This is a genomic window from Lentzea fradiae (assembly GCF_900100955.1).
Classification (GTDB): domain Bacteria; phylum Actinomycetota; class Actinomycetes; order Mycobacteriales; family Pseudonocardiaceae; genus Lentzea; species Lentzea fradiae.
Window position 1 is genome coordinate 11,453 of the sequence record NZ_FNCC01000023.1, and the last position, 18,602, is coordinate 30,054.

14 protein-coding genes and 1 pseudogene are annotated in these 18,602 nt (G+C 68.7%); 7 read left to right on the forward strand and 8 right to left on the reverse strand.

Going from position 1 to position 18,602, the window contains the following annotated elements:
• The first annotated feature begins 218 nt into the window (after positions 1 to 218).
• Together BLT23_RS37285 and BLT23_RS37290 are read left to right on the forward strand one after the other, a co-directional pair.
• Positions 219 to 2,111, forward strand: a complete 1,893-nt coding sequence (locus BLT23_RS37285; protein ID WP_090059632.1) for an endo-1,4-beta-xylanase — start codon at positions 219 to 221, stop codon at positions 2,109 to 2,111.
• A 761-nt stretch (positions 2,112 to 2,872) separates the two neighbouring features.
• Complete coding sequence (locus tag BLT23_RS37290) at positions 2,873 to 3,889, forward strand: SMP-30/gluconolactonase/LRE family protein (RefSeq protein WP_090059634.1); 1,017 nt, start codon at positions 2,873 to 2,875, stop codon at positions 3,887 to 3,889.
• 299 nt (positions 3,890 to 4,188) lie between these two features.
• On the opposite strand, the gene BLT23_RS37295 is transcribed toward BLT23_RS37290, so the two are convergent.
• Positions 4,189 to 4,668, reverse strand: a complete 480-nt coding sequence (locus BLT23_RS37295; protein ID WP_090059635.1) for an HIT family protein — start codon at positions 4,666 to 4,668, stop codon at positions 4,189 to 4,191.
• Between the two features lie 66 nt (positions 4,669 to 4,734).
• Between BLT23_RS37295 and BLT23_RS37300 the strand changes: the two are divergent.
• The 3 genes and pseudogenes from BLT23_RS37300 to BLT23_RS37305 all read left to right on the forward strand — a co-directional run.
• Positions 4,735 to 4,949 (forward strand): annotated as a pseudogene (locus BLT23_RS37300) (IS5/IS1182 family transposase); the annotation flags it as partial.
• 19 nt (positions 4,950 to 4,968) lie between these two features.
• Positions 4,969 to 5,529, forward strand: a complete 561-nt coding sequence (locus tag BLT23_RS40380; RefSeq protein WP_143036178.1) for a hypothetical protein — start codon at positions 4,969 to 4,971, stop codon at positions 5,527 to 5,529.
• Between the two features lie 86 nt (positions 5,530 to 5,615).
• A complete protein-coding gene (locus BLT23_RS37305) occupies positions 5,616 to 7,568 on the forward strand; it encodes an eCIS core domain-containing protein (protein WP_090059637.1) in 1,953 nt (650 codons plus the stop codon).
• Positions 7,569 to 8,175: 607 nt separating this feature from the next.
• Here the strand turns inward: BLT23_RS37305 and BLT23_RS37315 are convergent.
• The 4 genes from BLT23_RS37315 to BLT23_RS37330 all read right to left on the reverse strand — a co-directional run bounded on the left by BLT23_RS37315 (position 8,176) and on the right by BLT23_RS37330 (position 11,581).
• Positions 8,176 to 8,634, reverse strand: coding sequence for a hypothetical protein (locus tag BLT23_RS37315; protein ID WP_090059639.1), 459 nt, complete (start codon positions 8,632 to 8,634; stop codon positions 8,176 to 8,178).
• 83 nt (positions 8,635 to 8,717) lie between these two features.
• Positions 8,718 to 10,052 carry an NB-ARC domain-containing protein gene (locus tag BLT23_RS37320; protein ID WP_176947113.1) on the reverse strand — a complete coding sequence of 445 codons (1,335 nt, stop codon included), beginning with the start codon at positions 10,050 to 10,052 and terminating at the stop codon, positions 8,718 to 8,720.
• A gap of 153 nt (positions 10,053 to 10,205) precedes the next feature.
• On the reverse strand, positions 10,206 to 10,433 hold the full coding sequence (locus BLT23_RS37325) for a hypothetical protein (protein ID WP_090059642.1): 228 nt from the start codon (positions 10,431 to 10,433) through the stop codon (positions 10,206 to 10,208).
• Positions 10,434 to 10,699: 266 nt separating this feature from the next.
• Complete coding sequence (locus BLT23_RS37330; RefSeq protein WP_090059644.1) at positions 10,700 to 11,581, reverse strand: LysR family transcriptional regulator; 882 nt, start codon at positions 11,579 to 11,581, stop codon at positions 10,700 to 10,702.
• A gap of 69 nt (positions 11,582 to 11,650) precedes the next feature.
• On the opposite strand from BLT23_RS37330, the gene BLT23_RS37335 reads away from it, so the two are divergent.
• On the forward strand, positions 11,651 to 12,397 hold the full coding sequence (locus tag BLT23_RS37335; RefSeq protein WP_090059646.1) for an SDR family NAD(P)-dependent oxidoreductase: 747 nt from the start codon (positions 11,651 to 11,653) through the stop codon (positions 12,395 to 12,397).
• 249 nt (positions 12,398 to 12,646) lie between these two features.
• Here the strand turns inward: BLT23_RS37335 and BLT23_RS37340 are convergent, their stop codons facing one another.
• Both BLT23_RS37340 and BLT23_RS37345 read right to left on the reverse strand, forming a co-directional pair.
• Entirely contained in the window at positions 12,647 to 13,435 is a 789-nt protein-coding gene (locus BLT23_RS37340) for a class II aldolase/adducin family protein (protein WP_218133993.1), read from the reverse strand.
• Positions 13,371 to 14,909: an FAD/NAD(P)-binding protein gene (locus tag BLT23_RS37345; protein WP_090059650.1), complete on the reverse strand. Its 1,539-nt coding sequence runs from the start codon at positions 14,907 to 14,909 to the stop codon at positions 13,371 to 13,373. Before BLT23_RS37345 ends, BLT23_RS37340 begins: the two co-directional genes overlap by 65 nt.
• A gap of 513 nt (positions 14,910 to 15,422) precedes the next feature.
• Between BLT23_RS37345 and BLT23_RS37350 the strand changes: the two genes are divergently transcribed.
• Complete coding sequence (locus tag BLT23_RS37350; RefSeq protein ID WP_176947114.1) at positions 15,423 to 16,235, forward strand: IclR family transcriptional regulator; 813 nt, start codon at positions 15,423 to 15,425, stop codon at positions 16,233 to 16,235.
• Here the strand turns inward: BLT23_RS37350 and BLT23_RS37355 are convergent, their stop codons facing one another.
• On the reverse strand, positions 16,236 to 18,533 hold the full coding sequence (locus BLT23_RS37355; RefSeq protein ID WP_090059654.1) for an ATP-binding protein: 2,298 nt from the start codon (positions 18,531 to 18,533) through the stop codon (positions 16,236 to 16,238).
• Between the last annotated feature and the right edge of the window lie 69 nt (positions 18,534 to 18,602).

Here is an 18,602-nt window from a genome sequence, read left to right on the forward strand (position 1 = left end):
GGTCGCGCCGGCGCCGCGGCGCTCGTCGACGGACCGACGGTGTGGCGGATGTCCGCCGACTCCGCGATGACCTCCTCCCGCTGTCAACCCGCGAGCGGGCTGGACTCGCGCCGATGCTCTGGCAGCGGGCTGCCGTGTTTGGGCCGAATGGTGCCTGGGTGCCGGGAGCAGGTCGCTCTATGGTTCTGGGAGCGCTCCCAGAACTTGGAGGATTCTCGATGAGGAGAGTTCTGGCCGGTCTGCTGGTCACCTCGGTCGCGGCAGGGCTGCTGACGCACGGTCCCGCCGCGCTCGCCGCCGAAACTCCGGTGACGGTGGTGTCCAGCACGTTCGAGGACGACACCTTGCAGGGCTGGACCTCGCGCGGAGGAGAAACCACCGCGGTGAGCTCGGCCGTCGCGCACGGAGGTGCCCGCAGCCTCCTCGTCTCCGGTCGGACCCAGTCCTGGGAAGGGCCAGTGCTCGCTCTGCTCGACGACGTCGAGAAGGGCGTGCGGTACAACCTCTCGGTGTGGGTGCGGCTCGCGGGCGGTGAGGAGCCCGCGCGGCTCCGGATGTCCGTCGAACGCCATGCCGACGGCGTCACGTCCTACGAAGGGGTCGCCGGTGACACGCTCGTCACCGCCGACGGCTGGGTCAACCTCACCGGTGGCTACACGCTGACGTCCGATGCCGACTTCCTCACCACCTACGTGGAGAGCTCCAGTCCTGCGGCGTCGTTCCACCTCGACGACTTCGTCCTGTCGTACACACCGCTTCCCCCGATCCAGACCGACATCCCCGCGTTGCGGGACGTGGTGCCGTTCCGGCACTTCGGGGTCGCCGCCGAGCCCGCCCTGCTGTACGGGGAGCACGGCAGGCTGCTCGACCGGCACTTCAGCTCGATCACACCGGGCAGCCAGCTGAAGTGGGACGCGACCGAACCCGCCGAGGGCGCGTTCCGGTTCACGGACGCGGACACACTCGTCGACTGGGCCAAGGCGCGGGGGAAGGCGATCCGCGGTCACACCCTCGTCTGGCACCAGCAGACTCCTGACTGGGTCTTCAAGGACTCCTCCGGCGCCGACATGACACCCACCGCGGAGAACAAAGCGCTGCTGCTGCAGCGCATCGAGACGCACATCCGCGCCGTGGTGGGCCGGTACCGCGACGACATCACGGCGTGGGACGTGGTGAACGAGGTCGTCGACGAGGCGCAACCGGACGGCCTGCGTCGCAGCAAGTGGTTCGAGATCGCGGGACTGGACTACATCCGCACGGCGTTCCGCGTGGCGCACGAGGTCGCACCGAACGCCAAGCTGGTCATCAACGACTACAACACCAACGTGCCCGCGAAACGGGACCAGTTGTACAACCTCGTGTCCCAGCTGCGCGCGGAAGGCGTTCCCGTCGACGCCGTCGGACACCAGATGCACGTCAACGTCGACTGGCCCTCGGCCGCCGAGACGGAAGCGATGATCACCAAGTTCCTGCCCCTGGGCGTGGACCAGCAGATCACCGAGATGGACGTCTCGATCTACACCGACAGCAACCAGTCGTACCCGAGCCCGCCCGCCGCTTCCCTGCTGGCACAGGCACAGCGCTACCGCGACCTGTTCGCCGTGTTCACCAGGTACGCGCACGCGATCAGCTCGGTGACCTTCTGGGGCCTGGCCGACGACAGCACGTGGCTCGACACGTTCCCGGTGACCCGCAAGGACCACCCGCTGCTGTTCGACACCCGGCTGCGGGCCAAGGACGCCTTCTGGGCCGTGGCCGATCCCAGCCGGATCGGAACCGTTCTCCCCACTGCCACCTGCGAAATCGCTTACGAGACAACGACGCAGTGGCAGAGCGGGTTCCTCGGCTCGGTGCGGATCACCAACTCCGCCACCGCACCGCTCGACTCGTGGACCCTCGCCTGGTCGTACGCCAACGACCAGCGCGTGACCCAGCTCTGGAACGGTTCCTTCACCCAGGACGGTCCGGTGGTGACGGTGCACGGTGCGCCGTGGAACTCGGCGATCCCGCCCGGCGAGTCCCGATCGTTCGGCTTCCTGGCGGACTGGAGCGGTGCGAACGACCGGCCGGCGTCCTTCGTCCTGAACGGCGTGCCGTGCCGGTGGGTGTGACGGTATCCCTCGCGGGGCAGGTACACCGCCCGGCGAGGACACATCCTCGGCTCCATGAACAACACGCACGGCTGGACGACTTCCTCAGAACCCGGCGCTCCCAGCCCCGGCCGAGGACGTCGGTGTGCTGGCCTACGGCGAGCGGCGCCCTCCAAAGGGCGCTCACCACCTCGTACCGCTGCGCGGCTTGCTTCAGGTGGTGGCGTCGGTGTGGTTGATCAGCTCGTAGTACAACCGGCTCGCCACCGCGTACGCCTCCGCCTGCGGTAGTGGCCGGTCGAGCGGAGGTCCGGCTCCACTTCGGTCAGGTAGCGCTGCAACAAAGTGCTTGGCTGTTCGGCCTGATCCCACCGGGACAGCGAGACGCCCCGCTCGACGAAGCGTGGAAGACAGCGAGGTAGGCGATGTGACGCACGGCGTTCCGGCTGCCACGCGACCGTCACGCGCGAATGAAGCACGAACAATTCGCACTCGACACATACCCACGTCCATCGCTTTCATGCACGGCCCGCTCGTCGAATTCATCGAACCACCGCTCGATTTGACTGTCGAACCGCAGCGCACGTGAAGCGAGGACCTGATGGCGCCCGCGCACAGCCACCCCACAAGCTAAAAACTCACCCGAAATTTAGCGATCCCAAACACTCCGACGATCCACCTCTTGGCCGGAAGAAACCTTTTCGTCGCGACTTGACCGCACCGAAATCATCCTCCACAGTTCAAGGCACAGTCCTCCAACCGGAAGCGAGGATGTCACCGGCATGAGCATCCGAGCACGGCAGCGAAAGATCGCGATGGCCACGATCATCCTGGGCATCGTCTCCGCGAGCGTCACCGGCACCTCGGCCGCGGCAGCCGAAGGACCATGCCCCGACGGGCCGTTCGGCACTCCGCTGCCCTCACCGAACCTGACCGCGGCCAAGATCAAGGACGGGTTCAACTTCCTGGAGGGTCCGACCTGGGACGCGGCGACGCAAACCCTGTTGCTGTCCAACATGTACGACGGCACCGGCCCGCAGAACGTCCAGCCTTCGGACATCCTGCGCTACAGCCCTTCGACGGGCACGTTCACCACTTTCGTCAAGAACGCGGGCAGCAACGGTCTGGCGATCAGCCGTGACGGCACGTCCGTCCTCGCGGCGACCCACGACCAGCGCAGCCTGTCCTCGTACGACCTGACCACCGGGCAGCGGACGACGATCGCGGCGACCTACCAGGGACGACTGTTCAACTCTCCCAACGATGTCACCGTGGCCGCGAACGGAACGGTCTACTTCACCGACCCGAACTTCCAGCGCGCGAACCGCCCGGACGAGATGTCGGGCAGGACCGGCGTCTTCCGCGTCACCAACGGTGTCGTCACCCTGATCGACGACACGATCCGCCAGCCGAACGGCATCGAGCTCTCCCCGGACGGTAAAACCCTCTACGTCGGCGGCAACGCGACCGGCAAGATCTACCGCTACCCCGTCGACGCGGACGGGAGCACCGGGCAGCGCAGCGACTTCGCGTCGCTCGACGGCACCGACGGCGGCACCGTCGACTGCGCGGGAAACCTGTACCAAGCCACCTACAACAGCGGAAAGGTCCACGTGTACTCCCCGGCCGGCGAGCTCCTCGGCACGATCTCCGCCGGCCGCAACGCGACCAACGTCGCCTTCGGCGGCCCCGACCGGAAAACCCTCTACATCACGTCGGGTACCGCATCCACCGGCGGCAACACCGGAAACTTCGGCCTGTACAGCATTCGTTTGAACGTTCCCGGCTGGCCCTACTGATTCCGGCACATTCCGGCAGTCCTACTGGGTGCCAAAGCTATTCCTGGTGGTCTGACCTGGGACGTGTTGTTGCCGTCGTCGAGTGGTGGCGTGCGAGCACCAGCCGGAGGTCACCCCCTCGACCTCTGTCGGCACGAGCGTGCGGTTGCCCTCGATGTGAGAGCGAGCTGTTCGCAGCAGATGATCGGGCGATCAATCAGCGTTCAGGTGCACGTGTAACTGTCCAGTGCGCGTGGAACATTTGCCCTGCTCCGATGCACAAGCCCACCTATCCGGGTGATCGAGTCAAGCGCAGTGCGTTAGTTCTCTGTGTCAGCGGGCGCTGCTGGTGGTGCGTCGGCGTCGATGATGTCCAGCCCCTGGCGGACGGCGCCAGCTTCTTCGTCGAGCAAATGGCGAGCACGGGTGGCCCAGTCTGCGTCGATGCGGAAGCCGTCGCCGCGGAAGCGCGGAAAGACGTGCAGATGGAAGTGGAAGACCTCCTGGAAGGCGGCTTCTCCATCGGCGAGGAACAAGTTGACGCCCTCGCAACGCAGGCCAGAGCGTCGAAGGGCGCGGCCGACGCGGTGGCCGATCCTCCAGACGTGTGTGCTCGTCTCCTCGTCCAAGTCTTCCAGGCCGGTGGCATGCAACCGTGGCACTACGAGGACGTGCCCCGGCGTCACCGCTCCGAGGTCCATGAACGCAACGACGCGATCATCGGCATACGCCACGCTCGCCTCGGCCTCTCCGGCGACGATGGCGCAGAAGATGCATTTCTCTGGCCTCTGGTCATTCACGAGCAAAGCGTTGCAGCTGCGTCATGGGCTACGCGAGCGAGTTTCTCTCGTGGGTGAACACAGGGTCACGACGTGAGCCTGCAAGTGATCGCGTCCCCGGACGGTTCGATCCTATGGGTCTCCGGCGACCTGCCCGGCAGCATTCACGACACCGCCGCAGCCCGGATCTGGAACATCCTCGCCGCCACGTGATCCTGCGCAGGCTCCGCTGCTGTCCACGCCGCGCTGGCCGACTGGCCAAGGCCCTCCAGGTGCTACAGAAGTACGAGATCACCGCGGGATGTAGAAGGCTCAGCACCTATGAGCGGTCTGGTGATCGGTACAGTCATCCAGGTCGGCAGCGCAGCCATGCCTGCAGTGCAGAAAATGTTGCCAAACAAAGCGGGGTGCGGCAGCACGGCCTGGTGCACTGCTCGGCAGGTTCAGTGCGAGGCAGAACCGAGGTGCTGGCGCATCGGCACGAACTCGCGCTCGAACGCTCGTCATGTTGTACGGGCCTGCCCGTTTCTCTCGGTCGAGGAGTGGATGACGCGTCTGGCGATCTCGGCGTCGAGCGGGTTCATGTCCTCACCGGCGGGGTTCGGCGGCGGCCGCCGCAGGAAGTCGAGTGCCCAGCCAGCAGGCGGGCGCGGTCTGGAGCCGGATCCGGTGGACGGCGAGGAGTTCGTGGCGGTCCGCGTTGGTGAGATCTCCGTCGAGCGCGTGAGGGCAATCAGGGTGTCCGAGGATTGCCTTTCGGGACCTTTTCCGCGTTACCGGGGCGCGCGTAAACAGGTGCTGGTGCGCATGCGGTCCTGCTCGGAACGGAGACAGTTGTGCATGTACAGGATCAGCCGGAGCGGCAGCACTCCACGGACGTGAGCCGCTGGCGCCGTGCTGGCGGGTCGGCGGGTAACACCCGCGCGGCGGGGTCGGCTGCCTCTTGTCCGGAACACCTGTCACCGGACATGTTGCTGACGCTGCAACGCAGCATAGGCAACGATGCGGTGGCCGGCCTCGTGGCCGCCCGGCGCGGCCACGAGCCTCCCGCCGATGCCGATCAACACCACCTCCAGCGTTCAGCGGTGCACGAAGTGCTCCGCTCCCCCGGACAGCCGCTGGATGGTCCGATCCGAAGCGAGATGGAGGCCAGGCTCGGGGCGGACTTCTCCGATGTCCGGCTGCACACCGATACCGCCGCGCGGTCTTCGGCGGCCGAAGTCGGTGCGCGGGCCTACACTTCGGGTGAGCACGTTGTCATCGGTTCCGGCGGTGGCGACCGGCACACCCTCGCGCACGAGCTCACCCACGTCATCCAGCAGCGCAGCGGTCCGGTCGCCGGCACGCCGACAGGTGACGGCCTCACGATGTCGGATCCGTCTGACACCTGTGAACGCGCGGCAGAGGCCAACGCGCGGCGCGTCATGGCGGGTGGCGCGCCACAGGTGCACGACCATGCCGGCGACGGGCACGTGAGGCACGCGCGTCACCCCGTGCAGCGGATGCCGCTCACCCAGTTCCAGCAGCAGGTCGGCGCGCTGGCGAACGATCCGGACTTCATCACCTTCTTCGAGATTCGGCGCGGACGGGAGGACCCGGCCGCAGTCGTCAACGACTCCACGCCCGGCTCCCAGAACAGACTCCAGCAGTTCGTACAACACCCGGACGTGACGACAGCCCTGGTGACCCAGTACATGACCGACTACCAACAGGGCGCCACGGGCACGCGGCGCCAGCCGGCGAACCTGAACCAGCCCATGGTCGTCGGCCTGGAGATGGAAATGCGCAACGCGGTGCTCCAATTCGAGGACGGGATGGCCAATGGCCAGGAGCTCGCGCACACCACCGCCGTGACCGAGGCCGGGCCGCCGGTGCTGAAGCTCGTGATCGAGGGAATGGAGCCCGGCGACCCCGCGATCGAACTCGTCTACGGTCCCCTCCCGCCGGACGACTACCGGAGCCCCGCGCTCACCAGCGCCAGGAACAAGCTCAAGACCGCCATCCGCAAAGCGGGCACCATTTCGCAGCTCCTCCGCGACTACAACCGCTCACTGCAACAGGGAGATGAGCAGCGGTACCGATTGGTGGCGAGCCGGCCGCCGCGGTCCAAGAAGCAGACGGGCACGCCGAAGTTCAACACTCAGACCAACGTCTCGACTCCGTACTCCAAGCTCGGGCGAACGAATGCCCAGCCGGCGAGCGACTTCGGCGCGTTCTTCGAGCGCCCGACGCACCGGGCTGTGCACGCCAGGGCCAGGACGCAGGCAGCGGCCCTGGTCACCGCGATCACCGCGAACTGGACCACGAACCACGCGGCCGGGGGTCCGCTGAACCCCGGCATCAACCTGGCCTCGATGCTCACCCACCTGCTGTACCAGGAGGCGATGTACGTCAACCACGAGCTGAGTCGGGAGCAGGTGGGCCACGACGACAAGCACTTCTTTCATGTGCTGCTGAAGCTCAGTCCGCAGGACGCGGTGATGACGATCCTCACCGACGACGACGCCAAGCTCCTGCTCGCCTGGCTGGTCGACACCCACGCCGGGCCGCTGGCCGACTCCGTGATGACCACCTTCGGGGCCTTCAACAGCCCACGCACGACCGTGGCCGTGGATGCCGGCGCCATCTACCGGTACCTGGTCGACGTGCTGGTCGCCCGGCTGCTCGCCGGTCAGCAGCTCCTGGCGGCGGCCGATGACCAGAACCGCACGTCCCCGGTCTTCGGCAACGCCCAGGAGGTCGGCGAGGTCACTCACGTCCACCCCCGCCCCAGCAACCGGGTGCCGATCACGACGGGCGGCCGGAGCTACTTCATGGTCGTAGAACAACGTGCCGCAGCGCACGAGGTCAACTCCCAGGCCGAGTCGAACCCCAGGGCAGCGGTGGAACAGATGAAGAACCTGCAGAGGCCGACCCGCTGACCCTCGGGCCCGCAGGTGACAGTCGGCGCGCTTGCCCTGCGAGCCGATCACTGGCCAAGGCTTTCACGTCCATCGCGAACCCTTTCCCGCTCCCTTCATCACCCGCACGTCGGCAGGAGCGGACGTTCACGGCACGCCGAACCAAGAGCTGTCCTCACCACCGCCGCCGACTGAGGTTTCCCGGCGGCTCGGAGACCTGTGCGTGCCGAAAGTTACGTCCGCGCAGGTGATGCAGCTCGACGATACTCGTGGAGGACTCCGCCGAGTCGGTCTGGTCGGAGTACCTCGAAGCGTTCGATCTGGTCGGGTTCGAGGGGTTGGGGTCGGGGCTCGCAAGGGTGCTGCGGCGGCGAGTGACCGGTGGGTGCGGTGCTGGTTGTGGTGCCGCTTGTGATCGCGCAGCGTGTGCCGGAGGTACTGCTGCTCGCAACAGGTGCAGGAATATCTGTTGCGAGCAGCACAGAACATTCACGACTCGCTCCCGAATGAGCTCGTCCAGTTTTTCCATCGAATTCTGCGCTGCGGTGGGTCCAGGCCAGGACCGGCACCCGGGTCTCCACCAGAACAGGGTGCCGCACAGAGTGCGGCACCCTGTTCGTGCCGCCGATCAGCGGCCGTCAGCTCCGAGGGTTCCCACGCCTCGGCTGGAGTCCGTACCCGCGAGGGCCGCCGCTCCCGGGCCGAGCAGGAGGTGACAGCCGTTGGTGCCGGTGAAGGTGCTCTGGGTCCCGGTTCCGGAGTTGCTCGCCACCAGCGATGCGTACGTCGTCTTCACGCCGTTGAACTGGAACTGCAGGATGCTCCCCGTCTGCGCCCAGACGCCGGACAGCGTCCCGGCCGTGAAGGTGCCGTTGCCGTTGAACGTGATCGACGTGCTGGAGTAGCTGCCCGTGCAGCCCCAGTCGAAGCGCAGGGTCGCCGTGCCGGGGGCGACCGCCTGGATGCCGATGCCGGGTGCGGCGGCCGTCGGCTGCGGCGCCGGCGCGGCGGAACTCGAGGTGGCAATCGCCGTGACGGCCAGTACCGCCCCCGCGATGCCGGCGAACAACTTTCGCTTCGTGCTCATGAACCCTCCCCATTTCGGTGCTGGAAAAGCCAGCGACGCACAGCATGGGAGGCGGACGCCCCGGCTGGTAGGGCCCTTGGCCGTCAGAAACGTCGCTGACAGTCGGCCGCGTAGGCCCACAGCAAACTGTTCATCGTGAACTCACCCGGCCCCACCCGTTCGAGCACGCTCTTGCGCACGAGCACTTCCGTCAACCTCCCTGCCTGATCCGCGGTCGTCCTGGCGAGCGCGGCCACCCTCGCCAGGTCCAGCAGCCGGTCCTGGCACTCCCCGAGCGACCGGAAGAGTCCGGCCGCGTCCTCGGGCAGGCGTCGGTACGACCACGAGAACACCGACCGGATCGCCGTTCGCGGGTCGTCCCCCGCGTTCAGGAGGTCCAACCGGCGTTCGTCGTCCGTGAACTCACGAACCAGGTCGGCCAGATTGTCCACAGTGGAGGAGTTGGCCAGCTCGGCCGCGATCCGCAACGCCAGCGGCAGTCGTGCGCACCGCTCAGCCAACGCCTCGATCGCCGCCCGTTCGCGGTCGAACCCCGGCAGCAGCAGTTCTCGCATCAACTCGGTCGCCTCGGCGAGCTCGAGGACGTCCAGCCGCACGCGCCGGGCTCCGTGCCGGGCGACCAGCCCGGCCAGGCTGTCCCGGCTCGTGACGACGACGAGGCACGACGGGGTGCCGGGCAACAACGGCCGCACGTGATCGGTGTCGCGAGCGTTGTCCAGCACGATCAGCATTTTCCGGTCAGCCAGCAACGACCGGTACCAGGCCGCGCACTCCGACACCTCCGTCGGAACGTTCGCGGCCCGCACGCCCAGCCCGCGCAACAGCGACGCGAGCGCTTCGGCCGCCGGCATCACCGAGGCCGGGTCGTAGCCACGCAGGTCGATGTACAGGTTCCCGTCCGGGAACCGGTCGGCCACGCGGTGTGCCCAGTGCACCGCCAGCGCGGTCTTGCCGACCCCTGCCGTGCCGGAGATGGCCGCGGTCCTGGCGGCCTGGCCGAGTGGCGCCAGCAGTCCGCACAACTCCGCCTGCTGCCGGGTCCGGCCGACGAAGAACGGCACGTCCGGCGGCAGAGCCTTCGGGGTCGGCCGTCCCACGCAGTGACCCGCATCGCCCACTGGCTGCTCTGGCTCGAATTCCGCCCGCCGGCCGTCCTGCCACAGCGCGGCGAACTCCTCCACGTTCCCGCCGAGCTGACTGACCAGCGCGTGCACCGTGTCCCACCGGGCCATCCGCGGCCCGGACAGCGCTTGGTGGATCGTCGTCGGATTGATCCCGTTCGGCCGCTGACGGCTGCGAGTGCTCCGTTGCAGCTCCCGCATGCTCGGATGCCCGGCGGCGGAATGCAGTGCGTGCAGGCGGTCGAAGAACGTTCGGACGGCACCTCGCGGCACCACCGGTTTGCGCACCTGACCCATCGGCCCCCCGATAAATCTGCGTGAGGAAACTACAGTGTCAGCGGAACGCGACAGTTGTCTATCCGGCGGATGTCCAGGAAAACGCTGGATCATTCAGCACAAGGGGATCCTCCGTCGGGGCAGCCAAAGGGGAAGACTCACGTGCAGCGCGGACTACCTGGCCGCGTTGCGGCGCCTCGGCACCTCGTCCTCACCGGCGTAGGACCTCCTGTAGCTGCCACGCGCGTCGTCGGAGACCAGATGCACCAACCCGTTGACGCGGTGGAACTTGGCTTCCATCACGTACCACTCACTGGACCACCGCGGTGTGCAGAACTGGTCGTGGAAGGTGGCGAACCGGGTCGCGAGCGTCCTCAGTGGATCGTCGCCGGGTCCGATCACCGCCGAACGTTGCGTCGCACTCCTCGCCCGCGTGGCCGAGCGCGACTTCCTCCTCAAACTGCAGGTGAGATCGTCGTCCACTCAGGACGGTTCAAGTCGCCGCCGATCTGGTCTACCGCGACAGGGTCCGCGGTGAGCCCATCCACCCCGAGCCCGTGCCCGGCACTGGCGGGGCGCCGTGTGACCACAGCCGCGCGAGTCACTGTTCCGGTGGCCACGACCACACGCCGGCCTGACCGTGAAGTCGGCCGACACGTTCCACACGGTCAGCCCGGCAAGGTCTGCCGGGCGGTGGGACCCACCGGGCTGAACTGGGGGACGGTCGCGACCGAGGTCGCCGCGCGGACGAAGTCGGCGACCTGGCGGGAGGTGGAGTCCCTGGGCCAGGCGATCACGAGGGTGGACGGCTCGGCGTCGGTGACCGGGAGGCTCACCGTGCCCGGTGGCAGCCGGTCGCGGACCGACTCCGGGAGCACCGCGACCATCCTGCCGAGGCGGACGAGCTGCAGCAGCTGGTCGGTTCCGGTGACGGGGTGACCGGTCACCCCGGGACGGGCCTCCGGCCAGCGGGGCTGGGGCTGGTCGCGCAGGTCGGCCATCGACACCGAGGTCCCGCCGGCCAGCGGGTGGCCTTCCGGGAGCACCACGACCTGGTTCTCGACGTGGAGGTCGTCGCTGTCCAGGCCGGTCAGGTCGTTCTGCGGCCGGTGCAGCAGCGCGAGGTCGGCGCGCCCGTCGCGGACCATCGCGGCGCGTTCGCCGACGCTGAAGGCGAGGTCGACCGGAACGGCGCCGGGCACGGCGGCGTAGCGGTCCAGGATGGACATCAGCAGGCCCGCGTCGCCGCCGGGCTTGAGCGCCAGGACCAGGCGCGGGCTGGTCGCCGCCGCTCTGCGCGCCCGGCGGACCGCCGCGGCCATCGCGTCCAGCGCCAGGCGTCCCTCTGCCAGGAGCACCTCACCGGCCGCCGTGAGGCGCACGCCGCGGCTGGTGCGTTCCAGCAGGGCCACGTCCATCCGCTGCTCCAGCTGGCGGATCGCTCTGGACAGCGGAGGCTGGGCCATGCCGAGCCGGTGCGCGGCCCGCCCGAAGTGCAGCTCCTCGGCGACCGCGACGAAGTAGCGCAGCTCGCGGCTCTGGACGTCCATACCCTCAGGGTATCGCGCGAGACCAGGCCGGTCCTGGCCCGCGGAGCCGGGAGGTGGTGCGGTGGGGACATGAGTGATGAAGCGACGATCGCGTTGGTGACCGGGGGGAACAAGGGGATCGGGCGGGCGGTCGCCGGCCGGCTCGCCGACCTCGGGGTGACGGTGCTCGTCGGCGCCAGGGACCTGGAGAAGGGCGCCGAGGCGGCGGCCGGGATCCGCGCGGCGGGCGGCACGGCGCATCCGATCGCCCTCGACGTGACCGACGAGCGCGGTGTGAGCGCGGCGGCCGAGGAGATCGCCGGGCGGTTCGGCCATCTGGACGTCCTGGTCAACAACGCCGGAATCTCCGGCGACCTCGGGGCGCAGGCACCGGGTTCGGCACGACTGGACGGGATGCGGGAGGTGTTCGAGACGAACCTCCTCGGCGTCGTCGCGGTGACCGAGGCGATGCTCCCGCTGCTGCGCCGCTCGCCCGCGGCGCGGATCGTGAACGTCTCCAGCGGCACCTCGTCGATGACCTGGACGACCGACGCCACCCACTACCTGAGCCGGATGCCCGCCACGCTGGCCTACCCGGTGTCGAAGGCCGCGCTGAACATGCTGACCGTCCAGTACGCCAAGGCGCTGGCGGGCGACGGGATCCTGGTGAACGCGATCGCTCCCGGCGCGTGCGACACGGACTTCGCCAAGGGCCTGCCGTTCCAGCTCACCAGGACAGCGGATGACGGCGCCGCGATCGTGGTTCGGCTGGCCACGCTCGGCCGCGAGTGCCCGACGGGCGGCTTCTTCGACGACAACGGCAAGGTGCCCTGGTGAGGATCAGCCGGTGGTGGTGCGGTCCTTCGCGCCGCCTCCGGCCGGCAGCGGGACGACTCGCTCGGTGAAGCCGGAGATGTGGTCGCGCGGCGCTTTGGACGCGGCTTCGGCGCCACCGGCCCGTGCGGCGGACAGGGCGGCGCGGTCCTGCTGGAGGAAGTCGCGTTCCGCGGCGTGCTGCTCGGTGGCGACGACCTGTGGGTGCCCGGGCCCCTGCGCATCAGCGTGTGCGCAGGGGCCCGGGGCGTTCTACTCGTCGAGGAAGTCGGGCTGGAGGTTCACGATGTGGTCGTAGAGGACCTGGAAGCTGTACCAGGCCAGGTTCGGGTCGCCGAACCCCGCCCTGGCCGACGCCGCCTGCTCGTCGCTCATCGGCACCAGCTGCCCCGCCGCGCGCGCCAGCAGCTGCACCTGCGCGCACCGGTCGAAGCTGATGAACCAGAAGGCGGCCTCGTCGATCGTCGCGCCGACCGTGATCAGACCGTGGTAGCGCAGCAGGATCGCGCGCTTGTCGCCCAGTGCGTCGGCGACCGCCTTGCCCTGCTCGGGGTCCACGGTCGGTCCCTCGTAGTCGTCGCAGAGGACGTGGTCGTTCCAGAACGCCGTCGACTCCTGGTCGACCGGCGCCAGTCCGAGCTTCAGGGCGGTGAGAGCCCTGGAGTTCAGGGTGTGCGCGTGCGCGGCCGCGTGGGCCTCGGGGCGCTGCGTGTGGATCGCCGAGTGGATCACGAACGCACTGGGGTTCACCGGCAGGTGGCCGTGCACCACGCGACCCTCGGTGTCGACGCAGATGAGGTCGGACACGCGGATGCGGTTGAAGGCGACGCCGAACGGGTTCACCCAGAAGCGGTCGTGGTGTTCGGGATCGCGGACCGACAGGTGACCGGAGATGCCCTCGTCGAACCCGTAGTGCCCGAAGAGGCGCACCGCCGCGGTCAGGCGGCGCTTGAGGTACGCGCGCTCCTCTGCGGGGTCATCGAAGACCGGCGGTTTGGTCATCGGCAACGCCTTGTCCGTTTCGGACAGATACGTGGTCACGGGAGATTCCCTTCTGAAGCCCTGTGGCGATGTTGTGAGCGATCAGGTCGGCGCGTGCGGCCAGGACCGGCATGCCGAACGTGAAGAGGTAGGCGCCGCTCGTGAGGTCACCGAGCGCGTGCAACCGGCGGTCGGCACCACCGCGCCAGGTGGTCAGGTTGCTGGTGGTGCGGTCGATCCGGACTCCGCCGAACCGGTGTTCCACGAGCAGGCCCTGCGAGCGCATGGACTCGAGCAGCGGCCGTGCGGTGGGCGGCACCTCGCGCTGGGCGGGCGTCGACGCGGAGATGACGACGTCGACGGGTCCTGCGAGGTCCGCGTCGATGTCGAACCCTCCGCCGGACCGCGGTGAGATGGAGCGCACGCCGCCCGTGACGGCCAGCTGGCCGCTGTCGAACATCTCCACCAGCCGGTCGGCGTTGGCCGCCGGCATCGGGCAGCAATGCCGCATCAGCGTCTGGTGGTGCGTGCGGACGCGGTCCTTGTCCGCGTCGGACAGCAGGTACCAGGCGTCCTGGCCGCAGGCCACCATGCCGTCGCGGAGCAACGACCAGCCGGGGTCGTCGCACTCGCGGGCCCGCGCGAGGTCCTCGCGCAGCTTCCGCACCGCCGGAGCGGTGGAGCAGAGGTCGGAGGCGACCGCTTCGACCGACGCCCCCGCGTCGACGAGCTCGGCGGTGGCGAGCCGGACGACGTCGTCGAAGGTCAGGCCGCCGTTCTTCGCGGTGATCTCCTCCACCCGCCGGACCGTCAGGTGGCCGAGCTCGCGGTGTGCGGGTCGTCTGCGGACCGCGGGAAGCTTGCCGTTGCGCGACACGAGCGTGACCGGGCCCTGATGGCCACGTGCGCGCAACCCCATCACGACGTCGATGGCGGTCAGCCCGGAGCCCACCACGCCCACCCGCGCGTTGGCGGGTACGCGGGCGAGCGAGTCACGAATCGGGTAGGGGTTCCCGACGTACCCTTCCGCACCGGAAAGTCCGTAGTGGTCATAGGAAGGCGCACCACCGACGCAGAGCACGACCTGGTCGAACGGGCCCTGGTGCCACCGGTCGCCGTGCGCCCAGAACCTGCCCTCCGTGAGAACGAGCCCCGTGACGGCCTCCCGGCGGATCCGCACGCGCGATCCCAGCTCGGACAGCTCCGCCACCGCCTGCTCCGCGGTGTCCTCCAGGTAACGGCCCACCTGCCACCGGGACGGAACGGCGGTGTCGCTCGCCAGCGAGGCGAACCCGTTGCGGTGCAACCAGTTCACGCCGTGCTCGGCATCACCGGCGTGGGCGGACATGTCCTCCATGGGCACGTTCGCCAGCACCTCGTCACCGTCCGGCTGGAACACCCGTCCCCGCCACAGGTGAGGTCCCGGCTCGAACACCGTCACGCTGACCTCGGCGAGGGGAGCGAGTCGCCGTGTGAGTGCCGCCAGCACGCACACGGCGGAGGGTCCCCCGCCGATCACCGCCAATTCGAGCATTTTCTGCCTCTCAGCACGTGGTCGCGACGCCGCGGAACGCACGAGACAACCGTCCGTTCACTCGGAAGATGTGAGGAACAAAGCGAGCCAAGAGGCCAGGTTTTCTGTTCTTCACCTGTTCGAATGATTCAGCAGGACAACGGCTTTTCCACACCTCGTGTTCAGCCCACCTGAACACCAGGGCGGAGTCCGCGGAACGGGTGCTCGATCGCGCAAGGCGGGCAACCACCCGCGGGCACCGGCCGACCGGACTTATGGTTTCCTTGAGGTGTTGCTGGGGAAGTTTTGAGGTGTTTACCGGCGAAGCGTGCCGTGAACTCCGTACCAGCGGGCGAGTCGCACACCGCCGGTGGATACCTCTACGTACTGACTACGTGACACCTAAGTAGTACAAGCCCCGCTACGTGCTTCTCCCGGTTACCGCGTCGCGGGAATTCCGCGAACCTTGTGGGGTCAGCATCGGCGTTTCCGGCGGCCGGTGCCGACGGGTTGGCGGACCGGCGAGGAGGAACCGTGGTGACGTGTGAACGGCAGCGTCCGAAAGGGGCGATCGAGAAGGCGTTCGCCCTGCTCGCGGAGCTGCAGTCCGCCGGGGAGGCCGTCCGGCTCTCCGAGCTGAGCAGACGGCTCGACCTGCCCAAGTCGACCGCGCACCGCACGCTCAAGATCCTGGCGGAAACGGGTCTCGTCACGCAGAGCGGCACCTCCTACCAAGCCGTTTTCCGGCAGCGCGGCGGCGGTCCGGGGCCGGTCGGCGAAAACCTGTTCCGAAGACTCACCCCTTTCGTCTGCGACGTCCTGGTGCGCACCGGTCTCACCGCGAGCCTCGCCACGCTCGACGGCACCAACGTGGTTTTCCCGTACCGGGCCTTCGCCCACGACGGCATTCACGCGAAAAGCGACTACTCGGGACGAGCGAGCGCGTACTCGACCGCCGCGGGACGGATGCTCCTGGCGTTCGACCCCGCTGCCGCGCGGCAGGTCGCCGCTTCTCGTTCGCTCAACCGCGACAGGGTCTCGGAACTCACCGAGGAACTGACCAGGCTCGCCCGTCAGTGCTACACGGCGAAAAGCTCGGGCGACGGGGTCACCTGCATCGCCGTTCCACTGCTGGGCGGCCGGGGAATTCCTCCTGTCGTGCTCACCGTGCGAGGAGCGACCGGCAAGGTCGACATAGGCCGAACCGTGTACGGCCTCCAGCGGGTCGCCGAGGCCGCGGCCTCCAGCGTGTTCCGCACCACGACCGCCGAGCCGGAGCTCGTTGTCCGGAGCCGCCCCGCCGGGGCGGGGCGAGCCCTGAACAGCGGCCTGCCGGCGGCTGTCTGATCAGCGGGGACCGGACAGCCGCCCCGGTGCGCGGGACGCGACCCAGATGCCGACCTGCACCCTGGAGCAGAACCCGAGCTTGCGGAGGATGCGGTCGACGTGGGCCTCGACGGTCCGCGGCGAGATGGACAGTGCGGCGGCGATCTCCTTGTTCGTCGCCCCCCGCGCCAGCTCGACCGCCACGCCCATCTCGCGTTTGGTGAGCGGGCCTGTCGCCTCCTCTTCCCGGTCGTACCTCCTCAGCAGGAACCTGCCGGCGCGTTCGAGGGAGGTGCCTTCCGCCGTGCCGACGGCGACCGCCGCCGAGAAAGCCTTGTCGCCCATCGATCCGCGCAGCTCGGCTTCGAGGGCGCGATGCGGCTCGACCCAGGCCGCGCCGCCGGTCAGCAACGAACCACCGACCTGCAGCCAGATCCTCTCCACCAACCCGAGGATGGACGCGGCGCGAGCGGCTTCACCATCGGACGCCGCCGTGCTGGCCAGCATCTCCGCCTGCACCGCGAAGAGCGGAACGTCCTCGAAGTCCACGGCGATGCGCAGGCACCTGACCGCGTGCTCGAAAGCCGCCGCGCGGTCGTTCTGCTGCAACTTCGCCAATGACAGCGCGTAGTGCGCCAGGCCGCTCTCCCAGCACTTCCCGCACTTCGACAGGTACGCGAGCGCGCGCTCGGCGAACTGCTCGGCTTTGCCCCAGTCGCCGGACAGCGCGGCCAGCACCCCTCTGGCGGCATGAGGCGGGACCACCCGTCGGCCGGGATTCTCGATCCGGTGGAACAAGGCGGAGCTCTCACCGAAGCAAGCGTCCGCGTGCTCGTACCGCGCGGCGACGAGCGACGCGGTGCCCTCGCTGTACAAGGCCATCATCAGCAGTTCGGGGTCGCCGATCCGGAGAGCGAGCGCCACCCCGCGGCGCGCCATCATCAACGCGACGTCGTGGTCTCCCAGCACCGCCGCCCCGTACGCGCTCACCCGCAGCGCGTCGGCCCTCACCTCGTCGGGCAGGTCGTCCACGGCCAGCACCCGGTCGAGCCAGCGCATCCCCTCCCCCACGAAACCGCAGTTGACCCAGAAGAAGTGGAGACGGGTGGCGAGCAGGGCTCCGTCGAGGCGGGCGTTCGCCGAGCCGAGGCCGAACTCGAGCGCGGCGCGGATGTTGGGGTGCTCACACCGCAACCACTTGATGTGCTCCTGTTGCCGCGGGCCGTACCAGTCTTCGGCGATCGCCTCGACGGCGTCGTGGAAGTAGCGGCAGTGCCGTGCCCTGAACTCCTCCGCCTGACCGGACTCCACCAGCTTGTCCCGGCCGTACTGGGAGATCATCTCCAGCAACCGGTACCGGGCCGAGCCGTGGTGGCCCTCCCGCGACACCACCGACTTCTCGACCAGCCCCATCATGATCATCAGCACGTCTTCGGCCTGGATGACACCGCCGGGACACACCGCCTCGGCGTCGGCGAGCGTGAAGCCACCGTTGAACACCGACAGCCTCGCCCACAACGCCTGCTCCTCCGGCGAGCAGAGCTCGTAGCTCCATTCGACCGTGCCGCGCAACGTGCGCTGGCGGTAGTGCTTCGAAGCCACTCCCCTGGACAGCAACCCGAACTTGTCGTCCAAGCGCCCCAGCAGCTCCGGTAAGGAGAGCACGCGCAGCCACGCGGCGGCGAGCTCGATCGCCAGCGGCATTCCGTCGAGCTGCTCGCAGATCCGGACGACGGTCTCGTGGTTCTCCTCCGTCAGCCTGAAGCCGGAGGTGGCCGCCGCCGCCCGGTCGACGAACAGCTCCACCGCATCGCCTTCGCCGGTCTGGACACCGTCCCGCAGACGTGGCACGGACAACGGGCGCACCGGCAGCAGGCGTTCGCCCTCGCCCCCCAAAACGTGCCGGCTCGTCGCCAGGACACGCACTCCGGGCGCCTCCGCGAGCACCTTGCCCACGAACATGCCGCAGGCGCCGACCACGTGTTCGCAGTTGTCGAGCAGCAGCAGCGCGGTCTTCTCCCGCAGGTGCGCCAGCACGCTGTGGATGGGGTCTCCGGACACGTCCCGCAGACCCAGCTCGTCGGCGATCGCGTGCACCACGAAGTTGGGATCCGGTACCTCGTCCAACGCCACCATGTACACACCGTCGGGGAACGACGAGCTCACCGCGGCGGCCACCCGCAGCGCCAGCCGGGTCTTCCCCGCGCCCCCGGGACCGACGAGAGTCACCATCCGGTTGTCGCCCAGCAACGCGACCGCCTGCTCGATCTCGTGACGACGACCGACGAAGCTCGTCAGGTCCGCTGCACGAAGGTTCACACCACTCCTCATGACCAGGCACGCATTCCATGCGGAGCGGAATGCGGCGGAGCATGGCGCGGCCGGGCA